At 70.2% G+C, this 22,358-nt stretch carries 26 protein-coding genes; 9 read left to right on the forward strand and 17 right to left on the reverse strand.

What is annotated here, in order from left to right:
• Positions 1 to 59 precede the first annotated feature (59 nt).
• From ABDZ89_RS08795 to ABDZ89_RS08815, 5 genes are all read left to right on the forward strand, one after another.
• Positions 60 to 800, forward strand: coding sequence for a metal ABC transporter ATP-binding protein (locus ABDZ89_RS08795; protein WP_343778330.1), 741 nt, complete (start codon positions 60 to 62; stop codon positions 798 to 800).
• Positions 800 to 1,882, forward strand: a complete 1,083-nt coding sequence (locus tag ABDZ89_RS08800) for a metal ABC transporter permease (protein ID WP_343778332.1) — start codon at positions 800 to 802, stop codon at positions 1,880 to 1,882. Before ABDZ89_RS08795 ends, ABDZ89_RS08800 begins: the two co-directional genes overlap by 1 nt.
• A 97-nt stretch (positions 1,883 to 1,979) precedes the next feature.
• Positions 1,980 to 2,264 carry a DUF7545 family protein gene (locus ABDZ89_RS08805; RefSeq protein WP_343778333.1) on the forward strand — a complete coding sequence of 95 codons (285 nt, stop codon included), beginning with the start codon at positions 1,980 to 1,982 and terminating at the stop codon, positions 2,262 to 2,264.
• 144 nt (positions 2,265 to 2,408) lie between these two features.
• Positions 2,409 to 2,852, forward strand: a complete 444-nt coding sequence (locus tag ABDZ89_RS08810; protein ID WP_343778334.1) for a thiol-disulfide oxidoreductase DCC family protein — start codon at positions 2,409 to 2,411, stop codon at positions 2,850 to 2,852.
• 31 nt (positions 2,853 to 2,883) lie between these two features.
• Complete coding sequence (locus ABDZ89_RS08815) at positions 2,884 to 3,357, forward strand: GIY-YIG nuclease family protein (protein ID WP_343778335.1); 474 nt, start codon at positions 2,884 to 2,886, stop codon at positions 3,355 to 3,357.
• Between the two features lie 15 nt (positions 3,358 to 3,372).
• Here the strand turns inward: ABDZ89_RS08815 and ABDZ89_RS08820 are convergent, their stop codons facing one another.
• The 3 genes from ABDZ89_RS08820 to ABDZ89_RS08830 all read right to left on the reverse strand — a co-directional run bounded on the left by ABDZ89_RS08820 (position 3,373) and on the right by ABDZ89_RS08830 (position 5,110).
• On the reverse strand, positions 3,373 to 3,855 hold the full coding sequence (locus ABDZ89_RS08820; protein WP_343778336.1) for an acyl-CoA thioesterase: 483 nt from the start codon (positions 3,853 to 3,855) through the stop codon (positions 3,373 to 3,375).
• 52 nt (positions 3,856 to 3,907) lie between these two features.
• Positions 3,908 to 4,357 (reverse strand): bifunctional nuclease family protein, encoded by a 450-nt coding sequence (locus ABDZ89_RS08825; protein ID WP_343778338.1) that lies wholly within the window; start codon positions 4,355 to 4,357, stop codon positions 3,908 to 3,910.
• Between the two features lie 81 nt (positions 4,358 to 4,438).
• Positions 4,439 to 5,110, reverse strand: coding sequence for an ArsR/SmtB family transcription factor (locus tag ABDZ89_RS08830; RefSeq protein WP_343778339.1), 672 nt, complete (start codon positions 5,108 to 5,110; stop codon positions 4,439 to 4,441).
• A gap of 127 nt (positions 5,111 to 5,237) precedes the next feature.
• On the opposite strand from ABDZ89_RS08830, the gene ABDZ89_RS08835 reads away from it, so the two are divergent.
• The 4 genes from ABDZ89_RS08835 (at position 5,238) to ABDZ89_RS08850 (ending at position 9,164) form a co-directional block, all read left to right on the forward strand.
• Positions 5,238 to 7,016, forward strand: coding sequence for a TraB/GumN family protein (locus ABDZ89_RS08835; RefSeq protein ID WP_343778341.1), 1,779 nt, complete (start codon positions 5,238 to 5,240; stop codon positions 7,014 to 7,016).
• A complete protein-coding gene (locus ABDZ89_RS08840; RefSeq protein WP_343778342.1) occupies positions 7,013 to 7,687 on the forward strand; it encodes a metalloprotease in 675 nt (224 codons plus the stop codon). The genes ABDZ89_RS08835 and ABDZ89_RS08840 overlap by 4 nt, the downstream gene beginning before the upstream one ends.
• 105 nt (positions 7,688 to 7,792) lie before the next feature.
• Positions 7,793 to 8,839, forward strand: coding sequence for a phosphoribosylformylglycinamidine cyclo-ligase (gene purM, locus ABDZ89_RS08845; RefSeq protein WP_343778343.1), 1,047 nt, complete (start codon positions 7,793 to 7,795; stop codon positions 8,837 to 8,839).
• Between the two features lie 103 nt (positions 8,840 to 8,942).
• Positions 8,943 to 9,164 carry a hypothetical protein gene (locus ABDZ89_RS08850; protein ID WP_343778345.1) on the forward strand — a complete coding sequence of 74 codons (222 nt, stop codon included), beginning with the start codon at positions 8,943 to 8,945 and terminating at the stop codon, positions 9,162 to 9,164.
• A 55-nt stretch (positions 9,165 to 9,219) separates the two neighbouring features.
• On the opposite strand, the gene ABDZ89_RS08855 is transcribed toward ABDZ89_RS08850, so the two are convergent.
• The 14 genes from ABDZ89_RS08855 to ABDZ89_RS08920 form a co-directional block, all read right to left on the reverse strand.
• Positions 9,220 to 9,759, reverse strand: coding sequence for a CBS domain-containing protein (locus ABDZ89_RS08855; protein ID WP_343778346.1), 540 nt, complete (start codon positions 9,757 to 9,759; stop codon positions 9,220 to 9,222).
• Between the two features lie 108 nt (positions 9,760 to 9,867).
• Entirely contained in the window at positions 9,868 to 10,239 is a 372-nt protein-coding gene (locus ABDZ89_RS08860; protein ID WP_343778348.1) for a DUF555 domain-containing protein, read from the reverse strand.
• Positions 10,240 to 10,334: 95 nt separating this feature from the next.
• On the reverse strand, positions 10,335 to 11,333 hold the full coding sequence (locus ABDZ89_RS08865; protein WP_343778350.1) for an isocitrate/isopropylmalate dehydrogenase family protein: 999 nt from the start codon (positions 11,331 to 11,333) through the stop codon (positions 10,335 to 10,337).
• 5 nt (positions 11,334 to 11,338) lie between these two features.
• A complete protein-coding gene (leuD, locus tag ABDZ89_RS08870; RefSeq protein ID WP_343778352.1) occupies positions 11,339 to 11,962 on the reverse strand; it encodes a 3-isopropylmalate dehydratase small subunit in 624 nt (207 codons plus the stop codon).
• A complete protein-coding gene (gene leuC, locus ABDZ89_RS08875) occupies positions 11,962 to 13,422 on the reverse strand; it encodes a 3-isopropylmalate dehydratase large subunit (RefSeq protein WP_343778353.1) in 1,461 nt (486 codons plus the stop codon). The genes leuD and leuC overlap by 1 nt, the downstream gene beginning before the upstream one ends.
• Complete coding sequence (gene ilvC, locus ABDZ89_RS08880) at positions 13,422 to 14,480, reverse strand: ketol-acid reductoisomerase (RefSeq protein ID WP_343778355.1); 1,059 nt, start codon at positions 14,478 to 14,480, stop codon at positions 13,422 to 13,424. Before ilvC ends, leuC begins: the two co-directional genes overlap by 1 nt.
• A 26-nt stretch (positions 14,481 to 14,506) precedes the next feature.
• Positions 14,507 to 15,205 carry an acetolactate synthase small subunit gene (gene ilvN, locus ABDZ89_RS08885; RefSeq protein WP_343778356.1) on the reverse strand — a complete coding sequence of 233 codons (699 nt, stop codon included), beginning with the start codon at positions 15,203 to 15,205 and terminating at the stop codon, positions 14,507 to 14,509.
• On the reverse strand, positions 15,202 to 17,016 hold the full coding sequence (gene ilvB, locus ABDZ89_RS08890) for a biosynthetic-type acetolactate synthase large subunit (RefSeq protein WP_343778358.1): 1,815 nt from the start codon (positions 17,014 to 17,016) through the stop codon (positions 15,202 to 15,204). The genes ilvN and ilvB overlap by 4 nt, the downstream gene beginning before the upstream one ends.
• A 409-nt stretch (positions 17,017 to 17,425) precedes the next feature.
• The gene (locus ABDZ89_RS08895) at positions 17,426 to 18,607 is read right to left on the reverse strand and encodes a LeuA family protein (RefSeq protein ID WP_425544608.1); all 1,182 of its coding nucleotides are present in this window, start codon (positions 18,605 to 18,607) and stop codon (positions 17,426 to 17,428) included.
• 389 nt (positions 18,608 to 18,996) lie between these two features.
• On the reverse strand, positions 18,997 to 19,749 hold the full coding sequence (locus ABDZ89_RS08900) for an ABC transporter ATP-binding protein (protein WP_343778360.1): 753 nt from the start codon (positions 19,747 to 19,749) through the stop codon (positions 18,997 to 18,999).
• Entirely contained in the window at positions 19,733 to 20,533 is an 801-nt protein-coding gene (locus ABDZ89_RS08905; RefSeq protein WP_343778362.1) for an ABC transporter permease, read from the reverse strand. Before ABDZ89_RS08905 ends, ABDZ89_RS08900 begins: the two co-directional genes overlap by 17 nt.
• A 1-nt stretch (position 20,534) precedes the next feature.
• Positions 20,535 to 21,512 (reverse strand): aliphatic sulfonate ABC transporter substrate-binding protein, encoded by a 978-nt coding sequence (locus tag ABDZ89_RS08910; RefSeq protein ID WP_343778363.1) that lies wholly within the window; start codon positions 21,510 to 21,512, stop codon positions 20,535 to 20,537.
• Between the two features lie 311 nt (positions 21,513 to 21,823).
• Complete coding sequence (locus ABDZ89_RS08915) at positions 21,824 to 22,102, reverse strand: DUF7111 family protein (RefSeq protein WP_343778365.1); 279 nt, start codon at positions 22,100 to 22,102, stop codon at positions 21,824 to 21,826.
• A gap of 72 nt (positions 22,103 to 22,174) precedes the next feature.
• A partial coding sequence (locus ABDZ89_RS08920) for a hypothetical protein (RefSeq protein ID WP_343778367.1) occupies positions 22,175 to 22,358 on the reverse strand: 184 nt, incomplete at its 5' end.

A 22,358-nucleotide genomic window follows, 5' to 3' on the forward strand; every position in this document is an offset into this window, starting at 1 on the left:
CGGGGCGACGGCGGACTAAAAGAGCTAAACGTGCGGGCGACCCACGTCGGGCACACGCAGTGAGCGCAGTTGTCGACCTCGACGGTGTGACGTTCGCCTACGGCGACACGGTCGCCGTGAGCGACGTCTCTCTGACGGTCGAGGAGGGCGATTTCCTCGGCCTCGTCGGCCCGAACGGCTCCGGGAAGACGACGCTGCTTCACCTCATGCTCGGCCTCCACGAACCGGACGCCGGGACGGTCGAGCTGTTCGGTCGGCCGATCGACGACTTCGACGACGGCGGTCGGATCGGCTACGTCTCCCAGAAGGCGACGAGCCGGGGCGGTGCCATGCCGGTCACGGTTCGCGAGTGCGTCACCATGGGTCGGTTCGCGCACGCCGGCCGGGGGCGGCTCTCCGAGGCGGACCGCGCCGCCGTCGCCGACGCGATCCGGACGGTCGGTATCGGCGACCTCGCCGACCGCCTCGTCTCCGAGCTGTCGGGCGGGCAGAAGCAGCGGGCGTACATCGCCCGCGCCCTCGCGAGCGACGCGGACCTGCTCGCGCTCGACGAGCCGACCGTCGGCGTCGACGCCGAGTCGCGCGACGCCTTCTACGCCCTCCTCGACGAGCTCAACGACGACGGTATCACCATCATCCTCATCGAACACGACATCGGCGTCGTCACCGACCGCGCGGACCGTATCGCCTGTATCAACACCGAACTGTACCACCACGGTGACACCGAGTCGTTCGTCGAGAGCGACGCCCTCGCGGAGGCGTACGGCACCACCGGACAGGTCGTCCACCACCACCACTGATGAGCGGGACCACGACAACGGACGGGGACGGGGGAAACTCCGCCGAGGGGCCGGCGCTCGACCGCCCCGACCGCGGGACCCGCCGACGGATCGAGCTCGCCGGGATCGGACTCACGGGAGTCGTCGCGGCCGGAATGATCGGCTTCCTCCTGCTCTACTGGGCGCAGGATCTCCCGGTCGCGAGCGGTCTGTACGACGCGTTCCGGTCGCTCGGGCGGGGGATGGACGCCGCGTTCGGGACGAACGTGTTCCGGCACCCGGTCATGTGGCAGTCGATGGCGGTCGGCGTGCTCGTCGGCGTCGTCGCGCCGCTCGTCGGTTCGTTCCTCGTTCACCGAGAGATGGCGCTGATCGGGGAGACGCTCGCGCACACGGCGTTCGCCGGGGTCGCGATCGGCATCCTCGTCAACGCGTCGACCGGGTGGGACAGCTCGCTTCTGCTCGTCGCGCTCGTCGTCGCGATCGCCGGGGCGCTCGCCGTCCAGTGGCTCACCGAGCGCACCGACGCCTACGGCGACGTCCCCATCGCGATCATGCTCAGCGGGAGCTTCGCGGTCGGCACCCTGATCGTCAGCTACGGGCGCGGGCTGACGGCGATCAACATCGAGGGGTACCTGTTCGGGAACCTCGCGGTGGTCACGGCGGAGGGGGCTCGCCTGATGGGCGCGCTCTCGATCCTCGTCGTCGCGGGCGTGGCGATGACGTACAAACAGCTGCTGTTCATCACGTTCGACGAACAGGCGGCGCGGGTCGCACAGCTGAACGTCACCGGCTACAACACCCTGCTCGTGGTGTTGACCGCGGTCGTCGTCGTCGGCGCGATGCAGGTGCTCGGCGTCATCCTCGTCGCCGCGATGTTGGTCGTGCCCGTCGCAGCCGCGTCGCAGCTCGCCCGCAGCTTCCGCGAGACGATGTACCTCGCGGTGATCTTCGGACAGCTGGCGGTGATCGGCGGCTTCGTCGTCTCGATCGGTCTCGGGCTCCCCTCCGGCGGATCGATCGTGGTCACGGCCATCGCGGTGTACCTCGCGAGCATCGCCGTCTCCGGGTTCTCGGTGAACGCCGTCTCCGCGCACGGATAGCCACGGGAACCTCCGAACTGGGTCCCGAGGCGCCCGCGGAGCCGCGTCTCGCGTCCGGTTTCCACAGACCCTTATGTCGCGGCCGCGACTGACGCGTATGGGAGACACAGAGACCTACACGGTCACCGGTCCCGACGGTGACGAAGAGTCCTTCGAACTGCCCGCCGGCCTCGTCGACGTGCTCAGCGAACAGGGAGAGCCGTCGACCGCCGTCGTCTCCGACGTGGTCGTCCAGGCGATGGCACAGCAGGCGCACGTGATCGTTCACCACAGCGAGGGCGACGTGCCCGAGGACATCGAGGAGATGAGCGAGACGGCCGCGGAGCTGTTCGAGGAGCGCTTCGGGCAGTCGCTGGAGGACGCGCTCGGCCACTCGCACTGACGCGGCCGCTCGCGCTGATTCGGCCACTCGCACTGACGCGGCCGCTCGAACTAGTTCGACATCGGCACCCGTACTGAGCGGATCCCGCCTTTCGAACTACTCCTCGGCCGGCCGCTTAAGCCGATGGGGACCGTATTGTTCGACATGACTACCGACCCGGACGGGGCGGACGCTCCGGTGTTGATATTCGACGGCGACTGCCCGTACTGCTCGATGGCGGCGGTCGCGCTCCGGAAGCTCGACGGGGTCGTCGCGGTCCCGTGGGAGGCCGACCCGGTCGGGCCGTTCCTCGACGCGCAGTTCGGCTCGCGCCCGTTCGCGATGGTGTTCGTCGACCCCGTCGAGCGGCGGGTGTACGCCGGCCGGTCGGCCGCCGAGGAGCTGGCTGACCGCGCCGGAACCCCTGGGATCGTCGGCGGGCTCGTCCGCGAGAACTACGACGCGATCGCCGGCGTCGTCGGCGCGCTGTCCGGCCGCGGCCGCGACCCGGCCGACGTCCACGACACCTACCGGCTCGACGACGAGGCGGGCGAGCTCGTGGCGTCGCTGCGGTCGGCCGCGTCCGAGGCGCCGACCGCGCTGTCGTGAAGGGAGCGGTGAGCCGACCGGTGATCGACCGATGAGCGACGCCCCGGGCGGGAGCTACACGCTCGTCGTCGACCTCGCTTCGGACGCGAGCCTGTCGGTCGGCGCGCTCGGCGACCGCGACCTGCCGGCGGGCGCGTACGCGTACACCGGGAGCGCGCTCGGCGCCGGCGGCTTCTCGCGGGTCGACAGACACCGACGGACCGCCCGCGGTGAGCACGACGTCCGCCACTGGCACGTCGACTACCTGCTCGGCCACCCCGACGCGCGGATCGACCGCGTCGTGCGGAGCGTCGGGGTCGACGTGGAGTGTGCGGTCGCGGAGCGGCTCCCGGCCGGACCGGTCGCCGGCTTCGGCGCCTCCGACTGCGGCTGTCCGAGCCACCTCGCCGCCGGCGACGACCGCGACGAGTTGGCCGCGCGTGCGGAGGCGGCGCACGAGGCGGCGGTCGCGGCGTCGGCGGCGCCCGAGGCGACCGTCGAGGTCGTCGCCGGGTCCGAGGAGTGACGGTCCGTTCTCCGGTCAGAGGTCGTACCGGTCGACGACCTGTCGCAGTTGGTCCTCGCGGCCGTCGAGGGCGTCGTCGCGGAGCACCCGCTCGTCCTCGGTCGGGCACTCGAGCCCGGGGACCGGCGTCGGGCGGCCGTCGTCGTCGAGCGCGACGAACGTGAAGTACGACGTGGTCGTGCGACGCGTCTCGTCGGTGCGGGGGTTTTCGGCGCGCACGTCGACTTTCACGTCGACGCTCGTCCGGCCGGTGTTGAACACGTACCCCTCGATGATGGCGACTTCGCCCATCTCGATGGGGGCGATGAAATCGACGTGGTCCATCGAGGCGGTGACCACCTGCCGGTTCGAGAAGCGCATTCCGGCGATGGCGCCGCAGATGTCCATCCAGTGTAACACGGCGCCCCCGAGCGCGCGGCCGAGGTTGTTCGTGTCGTTCGGGAGGAGCATCTCCGTCATCTCGGTGTGCGAGGAGGCGAGCGTGGCCGTCTCGTCCATGCCCCTCGTGGGCGGCGCGACGACTTGAACGGCCGGCTTCGTTACCGCCGGCTCAGCGCCCTTCGGGGTCGTCGTTGAACCGGACCGAGTCCGGCGGGCGACCCGCCTCGTCTATCACTTCGTCGGTCACGACGATGGGGCAGTCGACGCGCACCGCGAGCGCGAGCGCGTCGGAGGGGCGGGCGTCGAAGACGAACTGATCCGGCTCGCCGTCCTCGTACCGCTCGGCGTCGACCTTCGCGTAGAAGGTGCCGTCCCGGAGGTCGTCGACGCGGACGCGGTCGATGGCGCCGCCGAACTCGGTCAGGATGTCCACGAGGAGGTCGTGGGTGAGCGGTCGGTCGAACGGCTCGCCCTCTAAGGCCATGCCGATCGACCGGGCCTGGTCGCCGCTGACGAAGATCGGGACGTACTCGCCGCGCGCCGAGAGGATCACCGCCGGGACCTCGCCGCTCGGCGCTGAACCCGCACCGACCCCGACGACCTCGGCTTCGTGTTCCATACGTGGACGTGGTGACGGCGGCTTGAATAGCTGTCCCACGCCCGCCGCGAGCGACCGCTCGACCCCCGGGCGACGCGCCCGCTACCCGCTCGACGACCGGTACCAGTACGCCCACGCGACGGTGAACACGAGCGCGGCGCCGAGGAAGAAGACGACGCCGGGCTCGACCAGCGAGACGGCGTACTCCGCGAGGGGGTCGCCGACGAGTTCGACCGCGCCGTCGGCCGCGTCGCCGGCGCCCCCTGTGCTCTCGGTCGTGGGCCCCTCCGTGCTCGCCGCGCCGACGTCGCCGCCGCCGCCGCGCTGGGCGAGCGAGCCGACGGAGAGGAGCCGCTGCGCCGCGACCGCGGCGAGTCCGATGATCCCGTAGCCGCCGAGCAGCCGCATGAGCGCGGTCTTGATCCCGGTCGACTCCTCGGAGCCGCCCGCGAATAACACGAGCGGTTCGTCCGCCGCGGCGTACACGTCCATCTCGCGGCCCTTCTCGGAGTAGGCGGTGTCGACGACGTCGACGAGGTCGGCCTCGTCGAGCCGCGAGAGGTGGTACTGAACGTTCTGGAGCGAGGTGTCGACCTCGTCGGCGATCTCGGACTTCGTCGCCGGGCGGTCGTGGAGCGTCGAGAGGATGTCGCGCGACGTCTCGGATCCGAGGGCGGCGATGAGGTCGTCGGCCTCGTCGTCGTCGACGCCGACGACCCGCGGCTCGCGCTCCTCGGGGCTCGCGTCCGGCAGGGAGGGCAACAGCCGGGACATACGAGCCGATGGGTCGCGTGAGAATACAAACCTGTTGGATCGCTGGGAACGTGCGTCGGTCGCGCCGCGGGAGCGGTTTCGACACCGACTCACAAACCCTAAACGCGGTGACCGAGTACGTCGGGTGATGACAGAGACGTCACGGGGGAGCGACGACGAGGCACCCCCGTCGACCGACCGATCCCGGCGGACCGACGGCGGCGTCGCCGAGGAGCCGCGTCGGAACCCCGACGACGGCGACGGGAGCGTCACGGTCGTCGGGACCGCGCACGTGTCGGAGGACTCCGTCGACGAGGTCGAGGAGACGATCGAGCGGGAACGGCCCGACGTCGTCGCCGTCGAACTCGACGAGGGGCGCTACAGACAGCTCAACGGCGAGACTCCGGACGACCTCGACGCGGGCGACCTGCTCAAGGGGAACACCGTGTTCCAGTTCCTCGCGTACTGGATGCTCTCGTACGTCCAGACTCAACTCGGCGAGCGGTTCGACATCGAGCCCGGCGCCGACATGAAAGCCGCCGTCGACGTCGCCGAGTCGCTCGGCATCGACGTGGCCTTGGTCGACCGCGACATCCAGACCACGATCCAGCGGTTCTGGGCGCGCATGACGATCACCGAGAAGCTCCGGCTCGTTGGCGGACTGGCGTTCGGCGTCAGCGACCCGCGGGTCGCCGGCGTGATCGGCGGGCTCATCGTCGGTATCCTCGCGGGGCCGGCGATCGGGCTCTTCGGCGGGGCCGTCGGGATCACGAGCGCCGTACTGACGAGCGTCGCCAGCGGCGTTCTCGTCGCGCTCGTCACCGGCATCCTCGTCGATCAGGTCGGGACGCTCGTGCTCTCCCCGGACCAGCGCCTCTACGCGGCGAGCGGAACCGGCCTAGCCCTCGGCGTCGCCGCCGCGGTCACGGGCGCCGTCGACGGACTCGTCTCGACGTACCTCGGCGGCTTCGCCGTGACGGCAATCGGCGGCTTCGGGCTCGGGATCGGGCTCGGACTGGTCGTCGGCGCCGTCCTCGCGGTCGCGGTGGGCGCGCTCACCGGCGGCGAGGTGGACGTCGAGGCCGGCGGGATCGAGGAGCTCGACGCCGCCGACCTCACCGACACCGACGTGGTGACGATGATGATGGAGGAGTTCCGGCAGTTCTCTCCCGGCGGCGCGGAGGCGCTCATCGACGAGCGCGACGCGTTCATCGCGCACCGGCTCGTCGCCCTCCGCGACGCCGGCTACGACGTGGTCGCCGTCGTCGGCGCCGGACACCGGGCCGGGATCGAAGGGTACCTCGCGGACCCCGCGACCCTCCCGGCGATGGACGACCTCGTCGGCGAGGAGTCCGGGCGCGGGCTCCCGTGGAAGAAGGCCATCGGCTACGCGATCACGGTCGGGTTCGTCGGCTTCTTCCTCCTGCTGGCGCTCGGCGGGGCCGGCGACGCGTTCCTGCTCCGGCTGTTCGGCGCGTGGTTCCTCATCAACGGCGTCTTCGCGTTCGCGTTCGCGAAGGTCGCCGGCGCCCGCTGGCTCTCGGCCGGCGTCGGCGGCGCCGTCGCGTGGATGACCTCGATCAACCCGCTGCTCGCTCCGGGGTGGTTCACCGGCTACGTCGAACTCCGCACCCTGACCGTGAACGTCGCCGACATCGGTGCGCTCAACGAGCTCCTCGCCGACGAGAGCCGGTCGGTCACGGACCTCGTGTCCGCGATGCTCGACGTGCCCCTGTTCCGGCTCATCGTCGTCGTCGCGATGACGAACGTCGGGAGCATCGTCGCGAGCTTCCTCTTCGCGGCGTACGTCATCCCGGCGATGTTCGGCGCCGAGGTGGGCGGCGTCGAGGACGTCGGCCGACTGCTCGTCGACGGCGCCGCTAACGGTGCCCGACTTATTCGCGGCGTCGTAGGTGGGATCGCATGAGCGCGGACTCGGCGTTCAGCGGCCGGCGGATCGCGGGGCTGTACTTCAGCGGCACCGAGATCAGGGACCTCCTCGTCGCGTGGCTCGCGCTCGGCGTGGCGTTCATGCTGTTCTTCGTCAACGGCGCGAGCGGCATCGGCCGGATCGTCGACGCGGGCGTGGTCGCCCCGCTGTTCGTCGCGCTCGCGACCGCCGGGGTCGCTTTCCTCCTCCACGAGGTCGCACACAAGGTCGTCGCGGTCCACTACGACCAGGTCGCCGAGTTCCGGGCGGACAACAGCATGCTGTTCCTCGCCGTGATGAGCTCGCTTTTAGGCTTCATCTTCGCCGCGCCCGGCGCCGTCCACCACCGCGGCCGCCTGACGCCGCGCGAGCACGGCCACATCGCGCTGGCCGGACCGGCGGTGAACCTCGGGCTGATGGTCGCGTTCGCCCCGCTGTTCGTCCTCGGCGGCGTCGTCGGCAGCGACCTCGTGACGGTCCTCGGCTCGCGCGGCATCGCGATCAACGCCTTCCTCGCCGCGTTCAATCTGATCCCGTACGGCCCCCTCGACGGGCAGACGGTGATGGACTGGAACAAGGCGGTGTGGGCCGCCGTCTTCGTCCCCTCGCTGGTGCTCGCCGTCGGCCTCGTCTTCGTCCTCGGGCTCGGCTTCGGCGGCCCGTTCTGAGGGCGACCGAGCGCGGGCCGCCGCGGCGACGACGGGCGCGACGAGACCCGCCTCGCCGCCGCGGCGAACGGTGCGTTTTTGCTCCGCGGGCGTGGCTCCACACACATGACCGAGGGCGACGGGGGCGACGACGGTGGACCGGCCGACGACGACGAACTCACCTACGCGGACGCGGGCGTCGACATCGACGCGAGCGAGGCCGCGACCGCGGCGCTGATCGGCGCGGTCGGTGCGGACACCGAGGCGGAGGGCTCCGGGAGCGAGTACGCCGGCCTGCTCGACATCGGCGACCGGTACCTCGCGCTCGCGACGGACGGGGTCGGGACCAAGCTCCTCGTCGCGGAGGCGCTCGGCGACTACTCCACCGTCGGGATCGACTGCATCGCGATGAACGTCAACGACCTCGTCGCGGCCGGGGTCCGCCCCGTCGCGTTCGTCGACTACCTCGCGGTCGACGAGCCGGACGAGCGGTTCGCCGAGCAGGTCGGCGAGGGGCTCGCCCGCGGCGCCGAACTCGCCGACATGGAGCTCGTCGGCGGCGAGACCGCGGTGATGCCCGACGTAATCCGCGGGCTCGACCTGGCGGGGACCTGCGCCGGACTCGCCCGGAAGGACGGCGTGTTCGACGGGCGGGCCGAACCGGGCGACGCGCTGGTCGGCTGGCGCTCGTCGGGCATTCACTCGAACGGACTCACGCTGGCGCGCGAGGCCGCCACGCGCGACCACGAGTACACCGATCCGTGCCCGTTCGACGGGTACGAGACGGTCGGCGAGGCGCTGCTCGAACCGACCGCGATATACACGGACCTGCTCGACCCGATGCGGGAGCACGGCGTTCGCGGCGCGGCTCACGTGACGGGCGGCGGCTGGACGAACCTCGAACGGCTCGGCGCCCACCGCTACGTGATCGACGACGCGTTCGACCCCCAGCCTGTCTTCGAGTTCGTTCAGACGGAGGGGAACGTCTCCGACGAGGAGATGTACCGCACGTTCAACATGGGGACCGGCTTCGTCGCCGCCGTCGACCCCGACCGCGCGGCCGCCCTCGCCGAGGCCACCGACGGGCGCGTCATCGGGCGCGTCGAGGCGTCCGAGGGGAGCGGCGGAGACGACGGCGAAGCGACGGTCGCGATCCGCGGACTGGCGCTTTGAGCCCGCGTCCGCGATAGCGGAGAGACTCGCGTCCATCGGGGAGCCCCGGAGAGACGCGCAGTCGTGCGGCCGCTTAATGCCGACGACCGCTTCTTTCCTATCGATGACCGACTCGGAGACGCCGACGGCCGGAGACGACCCCGCCGGGGGCGGCGGCTCCGCGGACGGCGACGACGCGGAGCGAGACTGTCCGGAACAGGACGACGCGGAGCGAGACGGAGAGGCGGCGGAACGCGACGAGGACACCGCTCACCTCGACGGTGTCCGAGACGGCGCGGGCTGTACGGAGATCTGGGAGCGGCTCTCCGAGTCGCGGAAGGAGTAGTCGAACGGAGCTGGGACCGCCGTACCGTTCGATCGCGCTCGGTCGCGTGCCCGATTTACGACACGTGGGCCGCGATGTCCGCCTCCGTGATGATCCCGACGGTCTCCCCGCCGTCGGTGACCATCACGGCCTTGTAGTGGTCGAGGAGGTTGCGGACCTCGTCGACCGTCGCCGACGGCGCGACCGTCGGGAACGACTCGCTCATCACCTCGCTCACGGGGTGGTTTCCGACGTTCTCGCCGGCGTGGATGACGTCACCCTGACTGATCGAGCCGACCGGCACGCCGTTCTGGAGGACGGGCAGTTGTGAGTACGCCTCGGCCTCCATCAGTTCGACCGCCTCGCTCACGGCGTCGTCCGGCGCGACGCTGATCACGGTCTCGTTCATCAGGTCGGTCGCGCGGACGACCTTCCCCTCGGCCTCCTGGAGGGCGTTGACGATCCGACGGAGCGTGGAGAGCCGCGGGTCGACGTCGCCGCCCTCGATGCGCGCGATGAGTGGCTGCGAGACGTCTGCGGCGTCGGCGAGCTCGCTCTGCGTCAGGTCCAACCCGGTCCGGCGCTCGCGGAGGTCCTGTGGCGTCGGCAGTTCCATACCGGCTCATTACCTTGGGTTATTAGAAAAGGTTTCGACGCCGTCCGGGCGCTTCCGCCGAGCGACACGGAGTGACTCGGGTGAGAGGCAGAAGGAGAGAGGTCGCGCTTATCGCTCCGCGTCCTCGTCCTCGTCGGCCTCCGTCTCGATGATCTCGATGACTTCGAGCGGCACGTCGCGGAGCGCGCCGCCGACCTCGCTTTTCGCGATCCGCTCCGCGTGCTCCTCGCTGTCGGCGTTGAAGATATCGATCTCCAAGAGGAGCCCCACGAGCGCCGTGTTCGCCGCGAGGAACGCGGCGTCGAACGGCTCGCCGCAGGCCGGACAGCCGGTGACGCCGGGTTCTACCTCGACGTACTGCTTGTCCGTCTCGTTGAGTCGCTTGCCGGCTTCGCTGACCGCGACGCCGATGGCGTCGTCGGTCTCCTCGACGTCTCGAACCAACCAGGCGGCTTCCATCGCGACCGAGTAGTTGCTCATACCCGGCCCGAGGGGACGCAGGGTTTCTTGTCTTGTGATCCGCTCGCGGTCGCGGACGGACCGTCGGTCGGGGAGAAGTCGGGCGAGAAGGCGCCTTACAGCCGGTCGACGACGGCCGCGGTGACCTCCTCGGTCGTCGCCTCGCCGCCGAGGTCGCCGGTGCGCGGTCCCTCTGCGAGGACGGTTTCCACCGCCTCGCGGACGCGGTCGGCCGCCCCGGCGTGACCGAGGTACTCCAACAGCATGGCCGCCGAGAGGATGGCGGCCGTGGGGTTCGCGACCCCCTCGCCCGCGATGTCGGGCGCGGTGCCGTGTACCGGCTCGAACAGCGCGTTGTCGTGGCCGACGTTCGCGGAGGGGAGCAGTCCGAGCCCGCCGACGAGACCGGCGGCCAGGTCGGAGAGCACGTCGCCCGCGAGGTTCGGACAGACGACCACGCCGTACTGGGTCGGGTCGAGCGGGAGCTTCGTCGCGAAGGCGTCCATCAGCTCCTCGTCGGCGTCGACGCCCCGCTCGTCGGCGACAGCCAGCACCTCCTCGCGGAAGCGGCCGTCCGTCTCGCGCATCACGTTCGCCTTGTGGGCCACGGTGAACCCCTCGTCGGGGTCACCCGCCGGCCCCCGGCCGTCCTCGACGAACTCGCAGGCGTACTCCGCGAGCTCTCTCGACGCCGACGAGGTGACGACGCGCGTCAGCGTCGAGAGGTCGTCGCTGAGCCGGTCCTCGTGGCCCGAGTAGACGCCCTCGGTGTTCTCGCGGAGGAAGACCACGTCCGTCTCCGGCCGGAGCGCGTCGACGCCGGGGTACGCCGTCGCGGGCCGGACGTTGACGAACGAGTCGACCGCCTTGCGGAGCGGCAAGATCACGTCGGCGGCCGTCTCGCCGGCCGCGCCGAACAGCGTCGCGTCCGCGTCGGCGACGCGCTCGTACGTCGCGTCCGGGAGCGCGTCGCCGGTCGCGTCCCTCGTCGCGTCGCCGGCCTCGGCCGTGACGAACTCGAAGTCGAACTCGAACGCCGACAGGACCTCGACGGCCGCCGGCACGACCTCTCGGCCGATACCGTCGCCCTCGATGACGACGATCTCGTCGGTCATCCGGGTCAGTCGTCCCCCTCGACGTACGGCAGGTCGGCGACCGTCTCGTCGACCTTGCTCCGGTTCGAGTACATCAGGGCGGTGGTGTCCCAGATCCCCTCGACTAAGGCCTCCCGCATCGCGTCGTCGACGTCGACGTCGATGACCGTGTCGCCGTAGGTGACGGTCTCGCCCTCGACGTCGACCTCGATGTCGCCGTCGGGGTTGGCCTCGATCCACTCCTGGAGTTCGACGACCGCCTCGTGGTCCGTCGTGACCGCCGGGATGCCGAGCGACTTACAGTTGTCGCGGAAGATCTCGGCGTAGGACTCGCCGACGACGCCGTCGATGCCCCAGCGCATCATCGCCTGTGGCGCGTGCTCCCGGGAAGAGCCGCAGCCGAAGTTGGAGTTGACGACCGCGATCGACGCGCCCTCGAAGCGGTTGAGGGGGTGGTCGTTGAACTCGCCGTCGTCGTCCCGCCGGGCGTCGTAGAAGAGGTAGTCCGCCATGTTGTCGAACGTGACCTCCTTCATGAACTTCGCCGGCAGGATCTGGTCGGTGTCGACGTCGTCGCCGGGGATCGGCACGCCCGTGCCGGAGACGTCGGTGATGTGCTGATCGGCGCCCGGGTCGGCGTCGGGAGCCATCAGTCCGCCACCTCCTCGACGCCGCCGGCGCCGCCGGTCGGCCCGTCTTCGAGGTACTCGCGCGCGTCGGCGACCTCGCCCTCGACGGCCGCGGCCGCGACCATCGCGGGGCTCATCAGGACGGTGCGGCCGTCCTTCGACCCCTGTCGGCCGATGAAGTTCCGGTTCGACGACGAGGCGCAGACCTCGTCGCCCTCCAGGGCGTCGTCGTTCATGGCGAGGCACATCGAGCAGCCGGCGCGGCGCCACTGGAAGCCGGCGTTGATGAACGTCTCGTCGATGCCGCGCTCCTCGCACTGCTGGCGCACGGTCTCGGAGCCGGGAACGGCCAGCGCGCGGACGCCCTCGTCGACCGTGTTCCCCTCCAGGATCTTCGCCGCCTCCTCGAAGTCCGAGAGGCGGCCGTTCGTACAGGTGCCGAGGAACGCCACGTCGACGTCGTAGCCGAGCATCGACTGGCCGGCCTCGATCTCCATGTGATCGAGCGCCTGCTCGGCCGCCTCGCGGTCGGTCCGCGCCTCGAAGTCGTCCGGGTGCGGGACCGGCTCCGAGATCTCGATCACCTGTCCGGGGTTGATCCCCCAGGTGACGAGCGGGTCGAGCCCGTCGGCGTCGACGGTGACCACGTCGTCGTACTCGGCGTCCGCGTCGGAGCTGATCGACTCCCAGTACGCCTTCCGCTCCTCGAACGCCTCGCCCTCGGGGACGTACTCGCGGCCTCGCAGGTACTCGTAGGTGGTCTCGTCGGGGTTGATGTAGCCGGCGCGGGCGCCGCCCTCGATGGACATGTTACACACCGCGAGCCGACCCTCCATGTCGAGCGCCTCGATGGCGGGGCCGCCGTACTCGTAGACGTGCCCGACGCCGCCGTCGACGCCGAGGTCCTGAATCACTTTCAGGATCACGTCCTTCGCGTAGACGCCCTCGCCGAGTTCGCCCTCGACGTCGACCCGGCGGACCTTCTGTTTGTCCGCCGCGATACAGCCGGTCGCGAGCACGTCGCGGATCTGGCTGGTCCCGATGCCGACGCCGATGGAGCCGAACGCGCCGTGGGTCGCGGTGTGGCTGTCCCCGCAGGCGACGGTCATCCCGGGCTGAGAGAGCCCCAGCTCGGGCGCGACGACGTGGGTGATCCCCTGCTTGCCGGACTCGAAGCCGAAGAACGTGATCCCGCTGTCGCTCACGTTGCGTTCGAGCGCGGAGAGCATCTCCTCGGCCTGGTCGTCGGCGAGGGGGCGCTCGCGCTTGTCGGCCTCGGTGGGCGCGATGTGGTCCGTCGTCGCGAACGTCTGGTCCGGGTACGCCACGTCGAGTTCGCGCTCGCGCAGCATGCCGAACGCCTGCGGACTCGTCACCTCGTGGACGAGGTGGAGCCCGATGAACAGCTGGTCCTGCCCGTTCGGCAGCTCCGTCACCTTGTGTCGGTCCCACACCTTGTCGTACAGCGTCCCCTCGCTCATCAGGCGGTCACCTCTGCCGACTCTTCCTCGTCGTCTTCGGCCGACTCCTCCCACGCGAACAGGCCGCGCAGCTCGTCGCCGACGGCCTCGATCTCGTGGTTCTTCTCGGCGTTCCGGAGCTGCGTGTAGGAGGGCCGCCCCGCCTGGTTCTCGGCGATCCACTCGCGGGCGAACTGCCCGTTCTGAACCTTCTCTAAGACTTCTTCCATGTTCTCGCGGGCGTGTTCGTCGACGACGACGTCGCCCTGCGTGAGCCCGCCGTACTCCGCGGTGTCGGAGACGGAGTCCCACATCTCGCCGAGCCCGCCCTCGTACATCAGGTCGACGATGAGCTTGAGCTCGTTGAGACACTCGAAGTACGCCATCTCCGGGGAGTAGCCGGCGTCGACGAGCGTCTCGTACCCCTGTTTCACGAGCGAGGTGACGCCCCCGCAGAGGACGGCCTGCTCGCCGAACAGGTCTGTCTCGGTCTCCTCGCGGAACGACGTCTCGACGACGCCGGCGCGGGTACAGCCGATCGCGGCCGCGTACGCGAGCCCCTGGTCGCGTGCGTCGCCGGTCGCGTCCTGGTACACCGCGAGCAGGCCGGGCGTCCCCTGGTCGTTCTCGTAGTTCCGGCGGACGAGGTGGCCCGGCGACTTCGGCGCGACCATCGTCACGTCGACGTCCTCGGGCGGCTGGATCTGGTTGTAGTGGATGTTGAACCCGTGGGCGAACTGCAGCGTGTCGCCCGCGTCGAGGTTCGGTTCCACCGCGTTCTCGTACACGTCCGGCTGGACGGTGTCGGGCACGAGCACGCTCACGATGTCGGCCTCGGCCGCCGCGTCGGCGGGGGTCTCGACGCGGAGCCCGTCGCTCTCGGCGGCGGCCCGCGAGGAGCTGTCCTCGCGGAGGCCGACGATCACGTCGACCCCGCTGTCCGAGAGGTTCTGCGCGTGAGCGTGGCCCTGCGAGCCGTAGCCGAGGACGGCGACCGTCTCGTGGGCGATCGCCTCCTCGTCCGCGTCGTCGTCGTAGTATACTGTCGAATCGAACGTCTGCGTGTCGTCTTCGGTCATGGTGATTGTTGTGTCGTGAAACCGCGTCAGTCGTCGTGCGTGGTCGGTTCGCCGGCCGTTCCGGGTTTCTCTCCGGGCGCCGTGGGGGTGTTGCCGCGCGCGAGGGCGGTCGGCCCCGTCCGCGCGATCTCGACGATCCCGAACCGGTCGAAGGCGCCGATCGCGTTGTCGATGCTGGTCTTGTCGCCGGTGAGTTCGACCGTGATCGTCTCCGGACCGGCGTCGACGGTCTCGCCGTCGTACATGTCCGTGACCGCGTGGACCGCGGCCGGGTCGTCCGCCTCGACCTTCAACAGGACCAGCTCGGAGGTGACGGCGTCGCCGGCGACCTCGCCGACCGAGATGACCGGCTTCAGCTTCGCCATCTGCTTTTCGATCTGGTCGATGCCGGGGTCCGTCTCCTCGACGACCATCGTGATCCGCGAGTGGCCCTCGACGGTCGTCGGCCCGACGGTCAGGCTCTCGATGTTGAACTGGCGCCGCGAGACGAGCCCGGAGACGCGCGCGAGCACGCCCGGTTCGTCCTCGACCAGCGCCGAGATGACCGCGCGTCGCGACTCGTGTTCGGCCTCGACGACGGGGTCGATCCGGATCCCTTCGAGGTTCCGGCGCCCCGCGGGGTGATCGCGCTCGCCGGGGCCCGGCTGTTCGCCCGGGAGGGGGCGAGGGTCCGCGTCGGGCACGCCGGTCCGCTCGTCGCCGGAGGCTGGCGAATCGCCGCTCATAGCTGGTCCTCCGCGGTGGCGAACTTCCCGTTCGCGCCGCCGCTCGGCACCATGGGCAGGACGTTCTCCGCGGGGTCGACGTGGAAGTCGATCACCGCGGGCCCGTCGTAGTCGAGCGCCTCCTCGACCGCGGGCGCGACCTCGTCGTAGTCGTCGACGCGCAGGCCGAGCGCGCCGAACGCCTCGGCGAGCTTGTCGAACTCGGGCATCCAGCCGTACTCGGAGGCCATGTGTCGGCCCTCGTAGAAGGCGTCCTGCCACTGTCGCACCATCCCGATGTACTCGTTGTTGAGCACTGCGATCGTGACGTCGAGCTCCTCGCGGACCGCGACGGACAGCTCCTGCATCGTCATCAGGAAGGAGCCGTCGCCGTCGAAACACACCACGTCGCGGTCGGGCTCGCCCATCGTGTCGGCGGCGACGCGCGCGCCGACCGCGGCCGGCACGCCGTAGCCCATCGTTCCGAGCCCGTGAGAGGAGACCCACGTGCGCGGCTCCGTGTACGTCCAGAACTGGGAGGCCCACATCTGGTGTTGGCCGACGCCGGTCGTCACGATGGTGTCGTCGTCGGTCGCCTCGTCGAACGCCTCGACGACGAACTGCGGTTTCAGCGGCTCGTCGTCCGGCGTCGCGTACGTGAGCGGGTACGTCTCCTTCCACTCCGCGCACCGCTCGCGCCACGCCTCGGTGTCGGGGCCCGAGCGGACGGCGGCGGTCAGCTGGTCTAACACGCGGCCGGCGTCGCCGATGAGCGGGTAGTCGGCGTGGACGTTCTTGCTGATCTCCGCGGGGTCGATGTCGACGTGGATGACCTCCGCCTCCGGCGCGAACGTGTCGATCCCCCCGGTGAGCCGGTCGTCGAACCGGGTGCCGACGGCGATCAGACAGTCGGTGTGGGTGATCGCCAGGTTCGCGTAGCCGGTGCCGTGCATCCCGCCCCACGACAGACACAGGTCGTCGTCTTCGGGGAACGAGCCGATTCCCGGCATCGTCGTCGTCACCGGGATGTCGTAGCTCCGGGCGAACGTCCGCGCCTCGTCGCTCGCGTCGGCCTTGACGACGCCGCCGCCGAACAGGCAGACGGGTCGTTCGGCGGACTCGATGGCGCGCGCCGCCGCCTCGACGGCCTCGGCGTCGGCGTTCGGATCGGGGTCGCTCCCCGCCGGCGGCGACGCGGGCCCGGGCGTCCGGTCGGTCTCGTCTTGCGTGACGTCCTTCGGGAGGTCGACGAGCGTCGGTCCGGGGCGTCCGGCCCGCGATAGCTCGAACGCCTCGCCGACGGTGTCGCCGACGGTGTCCGCGCCGCCGGCGAAGTAGTTGTGCTTCGTGATGGGGCGGGTGACGCCGACCGTGTCCGTCTCCTGGAACGCGTCGTTGCCGACGAACTCCGTGGGGACCTGTCCGGTGAGCGCCAACATCGCGTCCGAGTCCATGTCGGCGTCGGCGATGCCGGTGACGAGGTTCGTCGCCCCCGGCCCGGACGTGGCCATACAGAGCCCCGGCTCGCCGGCGACGACGCCGTACGCGTCGGCGGCGTGGGCCGCGCCCTGCTCGTGGGCCATCGTCACGTGGCGGATCGAAGAGTCGTACAGGGCGTCGTAGACCGGCATGATCGCGCCGCCCTGGACGCCGAAGGCGGTCTTCGCGCCCGCGGCTTCGAGGGCGGCGACGACCGACTCGGCGCCGGTCGAGACGGGGTCGGTGGCCCGTCCGTCCTCCTGTTCGGACCGGTCGTCCGTCGCGGTCGCGTCGGTCGACGAGCCGTCCGATTCCTCGGCGTCGGATCGGGGCGGTGCTGCTGTGTCGCTCATTGTCGTGGGTGTGTGCGGTGTGGCATCTGGGGAGTCGTGGTGTCGGTCGCTGTGAACGCCGGACGGGCGGGACCGACGATCTCGCGTCGGAAGCGGTACTCCCGTCGGCGGGAACGGTCCGGCCGCCGGCGTTCGGCGGTGCGTCGCGTCGGTGGAGAAGGGGTGATGTAGGGGGTTAGACCCCTACAATAATCGGCGCGACGGCTACGGAAACGTCCGCGGACGCCGCGACCGTGACGTGCCGTCGCATCTCTGTCTTGACATCGCAGCCAGGGTATAAATTCCTGTCGGGGAACGCGGCACGTCCCCCACCGACGGCTACCGCGCCGCCGGAGGGACCGGCGGTCGTCGCCCTCCCGCGACCGCCCGCGCGGTCGCTCGGCGGGCCCCCCGGTCGAGGCGAGCGCCATCAGACCCTGACCTCCTCCTCACGCGCGATGCCCGCCTCCTCGGCGAACCGCTCGACGTCGCCGGCGGTGACCTGCCGCTTGCCGGCGCCGTACTCCTTGACCCGCTTGGTGATGCGCCGGACCTCGCTGTCCGTCGGGTCGAAGCCGGCCTCCACCAGGTGCTTGCGCACGCTGTGAGTGCCGGTGTGTTTGCCCAGCACGAACTCGCGTTCGGCGCCCACCATCTCCGGGGTCATCACGCCCGTCTCGAAGGTGTCCGCGTTCTCGATGACGCCGGCGGCGTGGATGCCCGACTCGTGGGCGAACGCGTTCCGCCCGGTGACGGGCTTGTTCGCCGGGACCGGGATGTCCGACGCCTCCTCGACGATCCGGGCCAGCTTGGTGATCTGGGTCGTGTCGATGCCGGTGTCGACGCCGTACACCGACTCGACGGCCATCACGACCTCCTCGTAGGCGGCGTTGCCGGCGCGCTCGCCGATCCCGTTGACCGACACCTGCGCCTGCTCGGCGCCGTTCTCGAAGCCCATGACGGCGTTGGCCGCGGCCATGCCGAAGTCGTCGTGCGTGTGGACGTCGACGCGGGCGTCGGTCGCCTCGACGACGGCGTTCACCGTCTGTCCGAAGCTGGTCGGCATCCCGACGCCGCAGGTGTCCGGGATGTTGATCCAGTCGGTGCCGGCGTCGCTGACCGCCTCGACGATGTCGATCAGGTACTCCGGGTCCGTCCGCGTGGCGTCCATCGGCGAGAACATGCACTCGACGCCGGCGTCTTTCACCTGCTCGACGGCGTCGACGGCGCGCTGTTTCGCCTCCTGCCGGGTCGCGTGCATCGAGTCCTCCAGCTGAACGTCGCTGGTGGAGACGAACACGTGGACCATCTCGACGCCGGAGTCGATGGCGGCGTCGATGTCGCCCTCGACGACGCGGGCGAGCCCGCAGACCGTGGTGTCCGTCGCGGCGGCGATGTCGCTGACGGCCTCGAACTCCGCGTCCGAGTTGACCGGGAACCCCGCCTCGATGACGTGGGTGTTCATGTCGTCCAGCGTCGCCGCTATGCGGCGTTTCTCGTCGTAGCTGAACGAAGTCCGTGGTGACTGTTCTCCGTCTCGCAGGGTCGTGTCGAAGATCCTGACAGGACCTATATCGACGTTAGAAGCTATTGTGCCCTGGAAGAACTCGATCCGCCGGGGTGTCCGACGAAGCCTCCGTGATGTCTGTCATCGATTGTCGACAAGTCGGTCGAGTACTTAATGGTTTGGACGATCGCAAAATCGGGGCGGACCGGCAGTTCGGAGCGGGGAAGAGATCGAGCAGTAAATCGCACTACTGCGCCGGTGTCAATACACCTTAAGGAGGTAATACACACACCGGGGATCCGGCGAGTATTCCGATTCGGAAGTCAGTTAATAAGTGGCCTCGACGTTCGTTTCGTTCGGACTGCGGGCGGCAGGCGGTTCACGCGCGGGGCGAGTCAGCGGTCCGCACGGTGACGCACACCCGCGGCGGTCCGGCCCCACGGTGGTCTGGTTCCGGTCCGCACCGAGAGCCCCGTCGGCGGGGGGAGGCGTCGCTACCGACCGAGCGCGTCGGTCACCTCGCGTCGGAGCGCGACGAGGTCCGAGTCCGCCCGCTCGCGGGGGCGCTCGATGTCGACGCCGACGACCGTCTCCACCGTCCCCGGCTGCCCGCCGAGCACGACGACTCGGTCCGCGAGGTAGACGGCCTCCTCCACGTCGTGCGTGACGAGGACGACGGTCGTCCCGCGCGCCTCCCAGACGTCGAGCAGGTGGTCCTGCTGGTCGGCCTTCGTCAGCCGGTCGAGCGCCGAGAACGGCTCGTCGAGCAGCAGCACCGAGGGGTCGTACGCCAGCCCCCGAGCGAGCGACACGCGCTGGGCCATCCCGCCGGAGAGTTCGTTCGGGCGGCTCTCCGCGAACCCGTCGAGTCCGACGGTCTCTATCAGGTCGTCGACGCGCTCGCGGGCCGCCGGGCTCTCCGGGTCGACGCCTGCCGGGAGCCCGACCGCGACGTTCTCGCGGACGTCGGCCCAGTCGAGCAGCCGCGGCTCCTGGAACACCATCCCGACGGCGTCGCTCCCGCCGTCGCGGACGTCGGTCCCGTCGACGTCGACGCGGCCGGCGAACTCGGCTTCGAGCCCGGAGAGGACGCGGAGCAGCGTCGACTTCCCGCAGCCGGAGGGGCCGACGACGGCGACGAACTCCCCGTCCGCGACCGAGAGGTCGACGCCGTCGAGCGCGACCGTGTCGTCGTAGCGCTTCCGCAGGTCGTCGACGGCGAGGACCGAGTCAGCGTCCGACGACACGGTCTCTCACCTCCTTCACGGCGACGTCGGAGCAGTTACCGAGGAAGGCGAAAAGCAGGATCGACGCCACGATGATGTCGGGGCGTGCGAGGGTCCGGCCGTCGCTCAACAGGAACCCGACGCCCTGACTCGCCGCGATCAGTTCGGCGGCGACGACGAACATCCACGCCAGTCCGACGCCGCCGCGGATCCCGACGAGGAGGCTCGGGAGCGCGGCCGGGAAGACGACCCGGCGCAGCGACTCGACGCGGCCGAGGTCGTACACCTCGGCGACCTCCAACAGCTCCTCGTCGACCGCCGCGATGCCCGTCGAGAGGTTGAGGTACACCGGGAAGAAGGCGCCGACCGCGATGAGCAGGACCTTCGCGCTCTCACCGATACCGAACCAGAGGAGGAACAGCGGGACCCACGCCAGCGAGGGGATGTTCTTCAGGCTCTGTAACAGCGGGTCGAGCAGGTCGCTCGCCGTTCGCGACAGTCCCGTGGCGGTCCCGAGGACGGTGCCGACCGCGATACCGAGCCCGGCGCCGAAGATCACGCGCTGGAGCGTGATCGCGACGTGGCCCCACAGCTCGCCCGAGGCGGCCAGCCCGTAGAGGGTCTCGCCCACCCGCACCGGGGTCGGAAGCTGGTACGCGGCGATGGTGCCGCTCGCGACGAGGAGGTGCCAGACGACGACGAGCGCCGACGGGACGACGAGCCCGAGCAGCGGCCGGAAGCGCTCCGCCGAGGGGAGCGCGACCGGACCGACCGTTCGCGACTCGGTCCGCGCGTCGGTCGCCATCTCAGACGACCTCGCTCGCGAACTCGGAGTCGATCAGCTCGTCGACGTTGTCGGCGGGGTCGGCGTCGTCGGTCACGAGTCCCTCGCTCTCGAGGATCGGCGAGAGGTTTGCGAGTAGTTCGCGGTGCGGCTCGCCCGGGATCGGCTGGGAGAGGTCGGTCCGCCGGGTGAACACGCGCTCGGCGACCGGCGCCGACATCTCGGAGGCGTCCGCGAGGATCCCCGCGGTCTCCTCGGGGTTCTCGATCGCCCACTCGCGGCCGCGCTCGTACGCCTCGATCACGCGCCGCGCGTCCTCGGTGCGGTCCGCGAGGAACCCGTCGAGGAAGTTGAGGAAGCCGTACGTGTTGTACCGGGGCTCGCGGAAGAACAGCTCCGCGCCGTCGTGTTCGAGCTCCAGCTCCGCCATGTGGGGGTCGAGCCCGGCCCACGCGTCCACCTGCCCCTGGACGAGCGCCGACTGGCCCTCGGGGTGTTGGAGGTTGACGACCTCGACGTCCGCCTCGCTCAGCCCGGCGTCTTCGAGCGCTTGGAGCAGGAAGAAGTACGGGTCGGTGCCGCGGGTCGCGGCGACGCTCCGCCCTTCGAGGTCGGCCACCGACTCGATCCCGGTCTCCTCGAACGTGACGAGCGCGGTCCACTCGGGCTCCGAGTAGACGTACGGCGTCGTGATCGGCACGCCGTTCGTCCGAGCCATCAGCGCCGCGATGCCGGCCGTCGAGGAGACGTCCGCCTCGCCGCTCTGTGCGTACTCGTTGGCCTGGTTGCTCCCGAGGCTCAACACCCACTCCACGTCGGTGCCGGTGTCGGCGAACGCCTCTTCGAGCCAGCCCTTCTCCCGTAACACGAGGCTGACCGGGTTGTAGTACGCGTAGTCGACCGTCACGGTCTCCGATTCGCCCCCGCCCCCGACGCAGCCGGCGAGCAGCGATCCGCCGATCGCCGCCCCGGTGCCGCGGAGAACCTGTCTTCGTTCCATCGTGACTCCACGTACCGGTCCCGTTCATAAGTCGATATGGCTATGGAGAATATTCAGCTACGGCTATGATGCTTTGTAGTTATTTATTTTCGGCAGCGGGCGTCCGTCACACGACCTTCGATCGGCGCGTGACGACCGCTACCGCTCGGAGACGTGCTCGTAGTGGGAGCCCCGCGTACCGCCGAAGCGGTTCGGTTCGCGTTCCGGGTACCGGGTTTCGTTGCCGGTACCGGCTCGCGGCGAGGGGCCGCCTCGCGATTCCGCAGCGGTCGGGAGGTCAGTTCCCGCGCGGATTCCGGCCGGGGTTCCGGTTACATTCCCATGTCGGCGGCCCCGTCCGGCACCGGCAGGTCGGGGACGGTCACGCCGAGCAGTTCGGCGGCGTGGTCGAGGGCCATGTCGAACCCGTAGTACCGCTCCAGTTCGTCGCCGTTCGGTCCGGATCGGACCTTCAGCATGGCGTACCCCTCGACGTTCTGCGCGACGGTCGCCTCGCGGCCGTCCAGCGAGAAGGTGAGCAGGCGCTCGCCGTCGGTCTCCTCGTACCGCGCCGCGATGCCGTTCGCCGACGCGGTCTCCGTGTCGGTCATACGCGCGATACGGGCCGGGGCGTGTCGAATCTGTCGGTCCTCCGGGCGGCCCGGCGGGTGGTCGGCGCCCCGCTACCGCGGGTCCCACCCGAGGAACTCCGTCCCCGCTTCGAGTTCGAGATCGGAGGCGTGATCGCCCCGCCGAGCGCGTCGCATCCCGCCGCGGCCGACGCGGGCGCCGATCCGTCCGGGTCGTGTTAACTTAAGCATCGGTTCCAGCAGACGGCGAAGGCTCGGAGCCATGATTCTGCCGCCG

The organism is Halorubrum ejinorense, from assembly GCF_039522565.1.
Classification (GTDB): Archaea; Halobacteriota; Halobacteria; order Halobacteriales; family Haloferacaceae; genus Halorubrum; species Halorubrum ejinorense.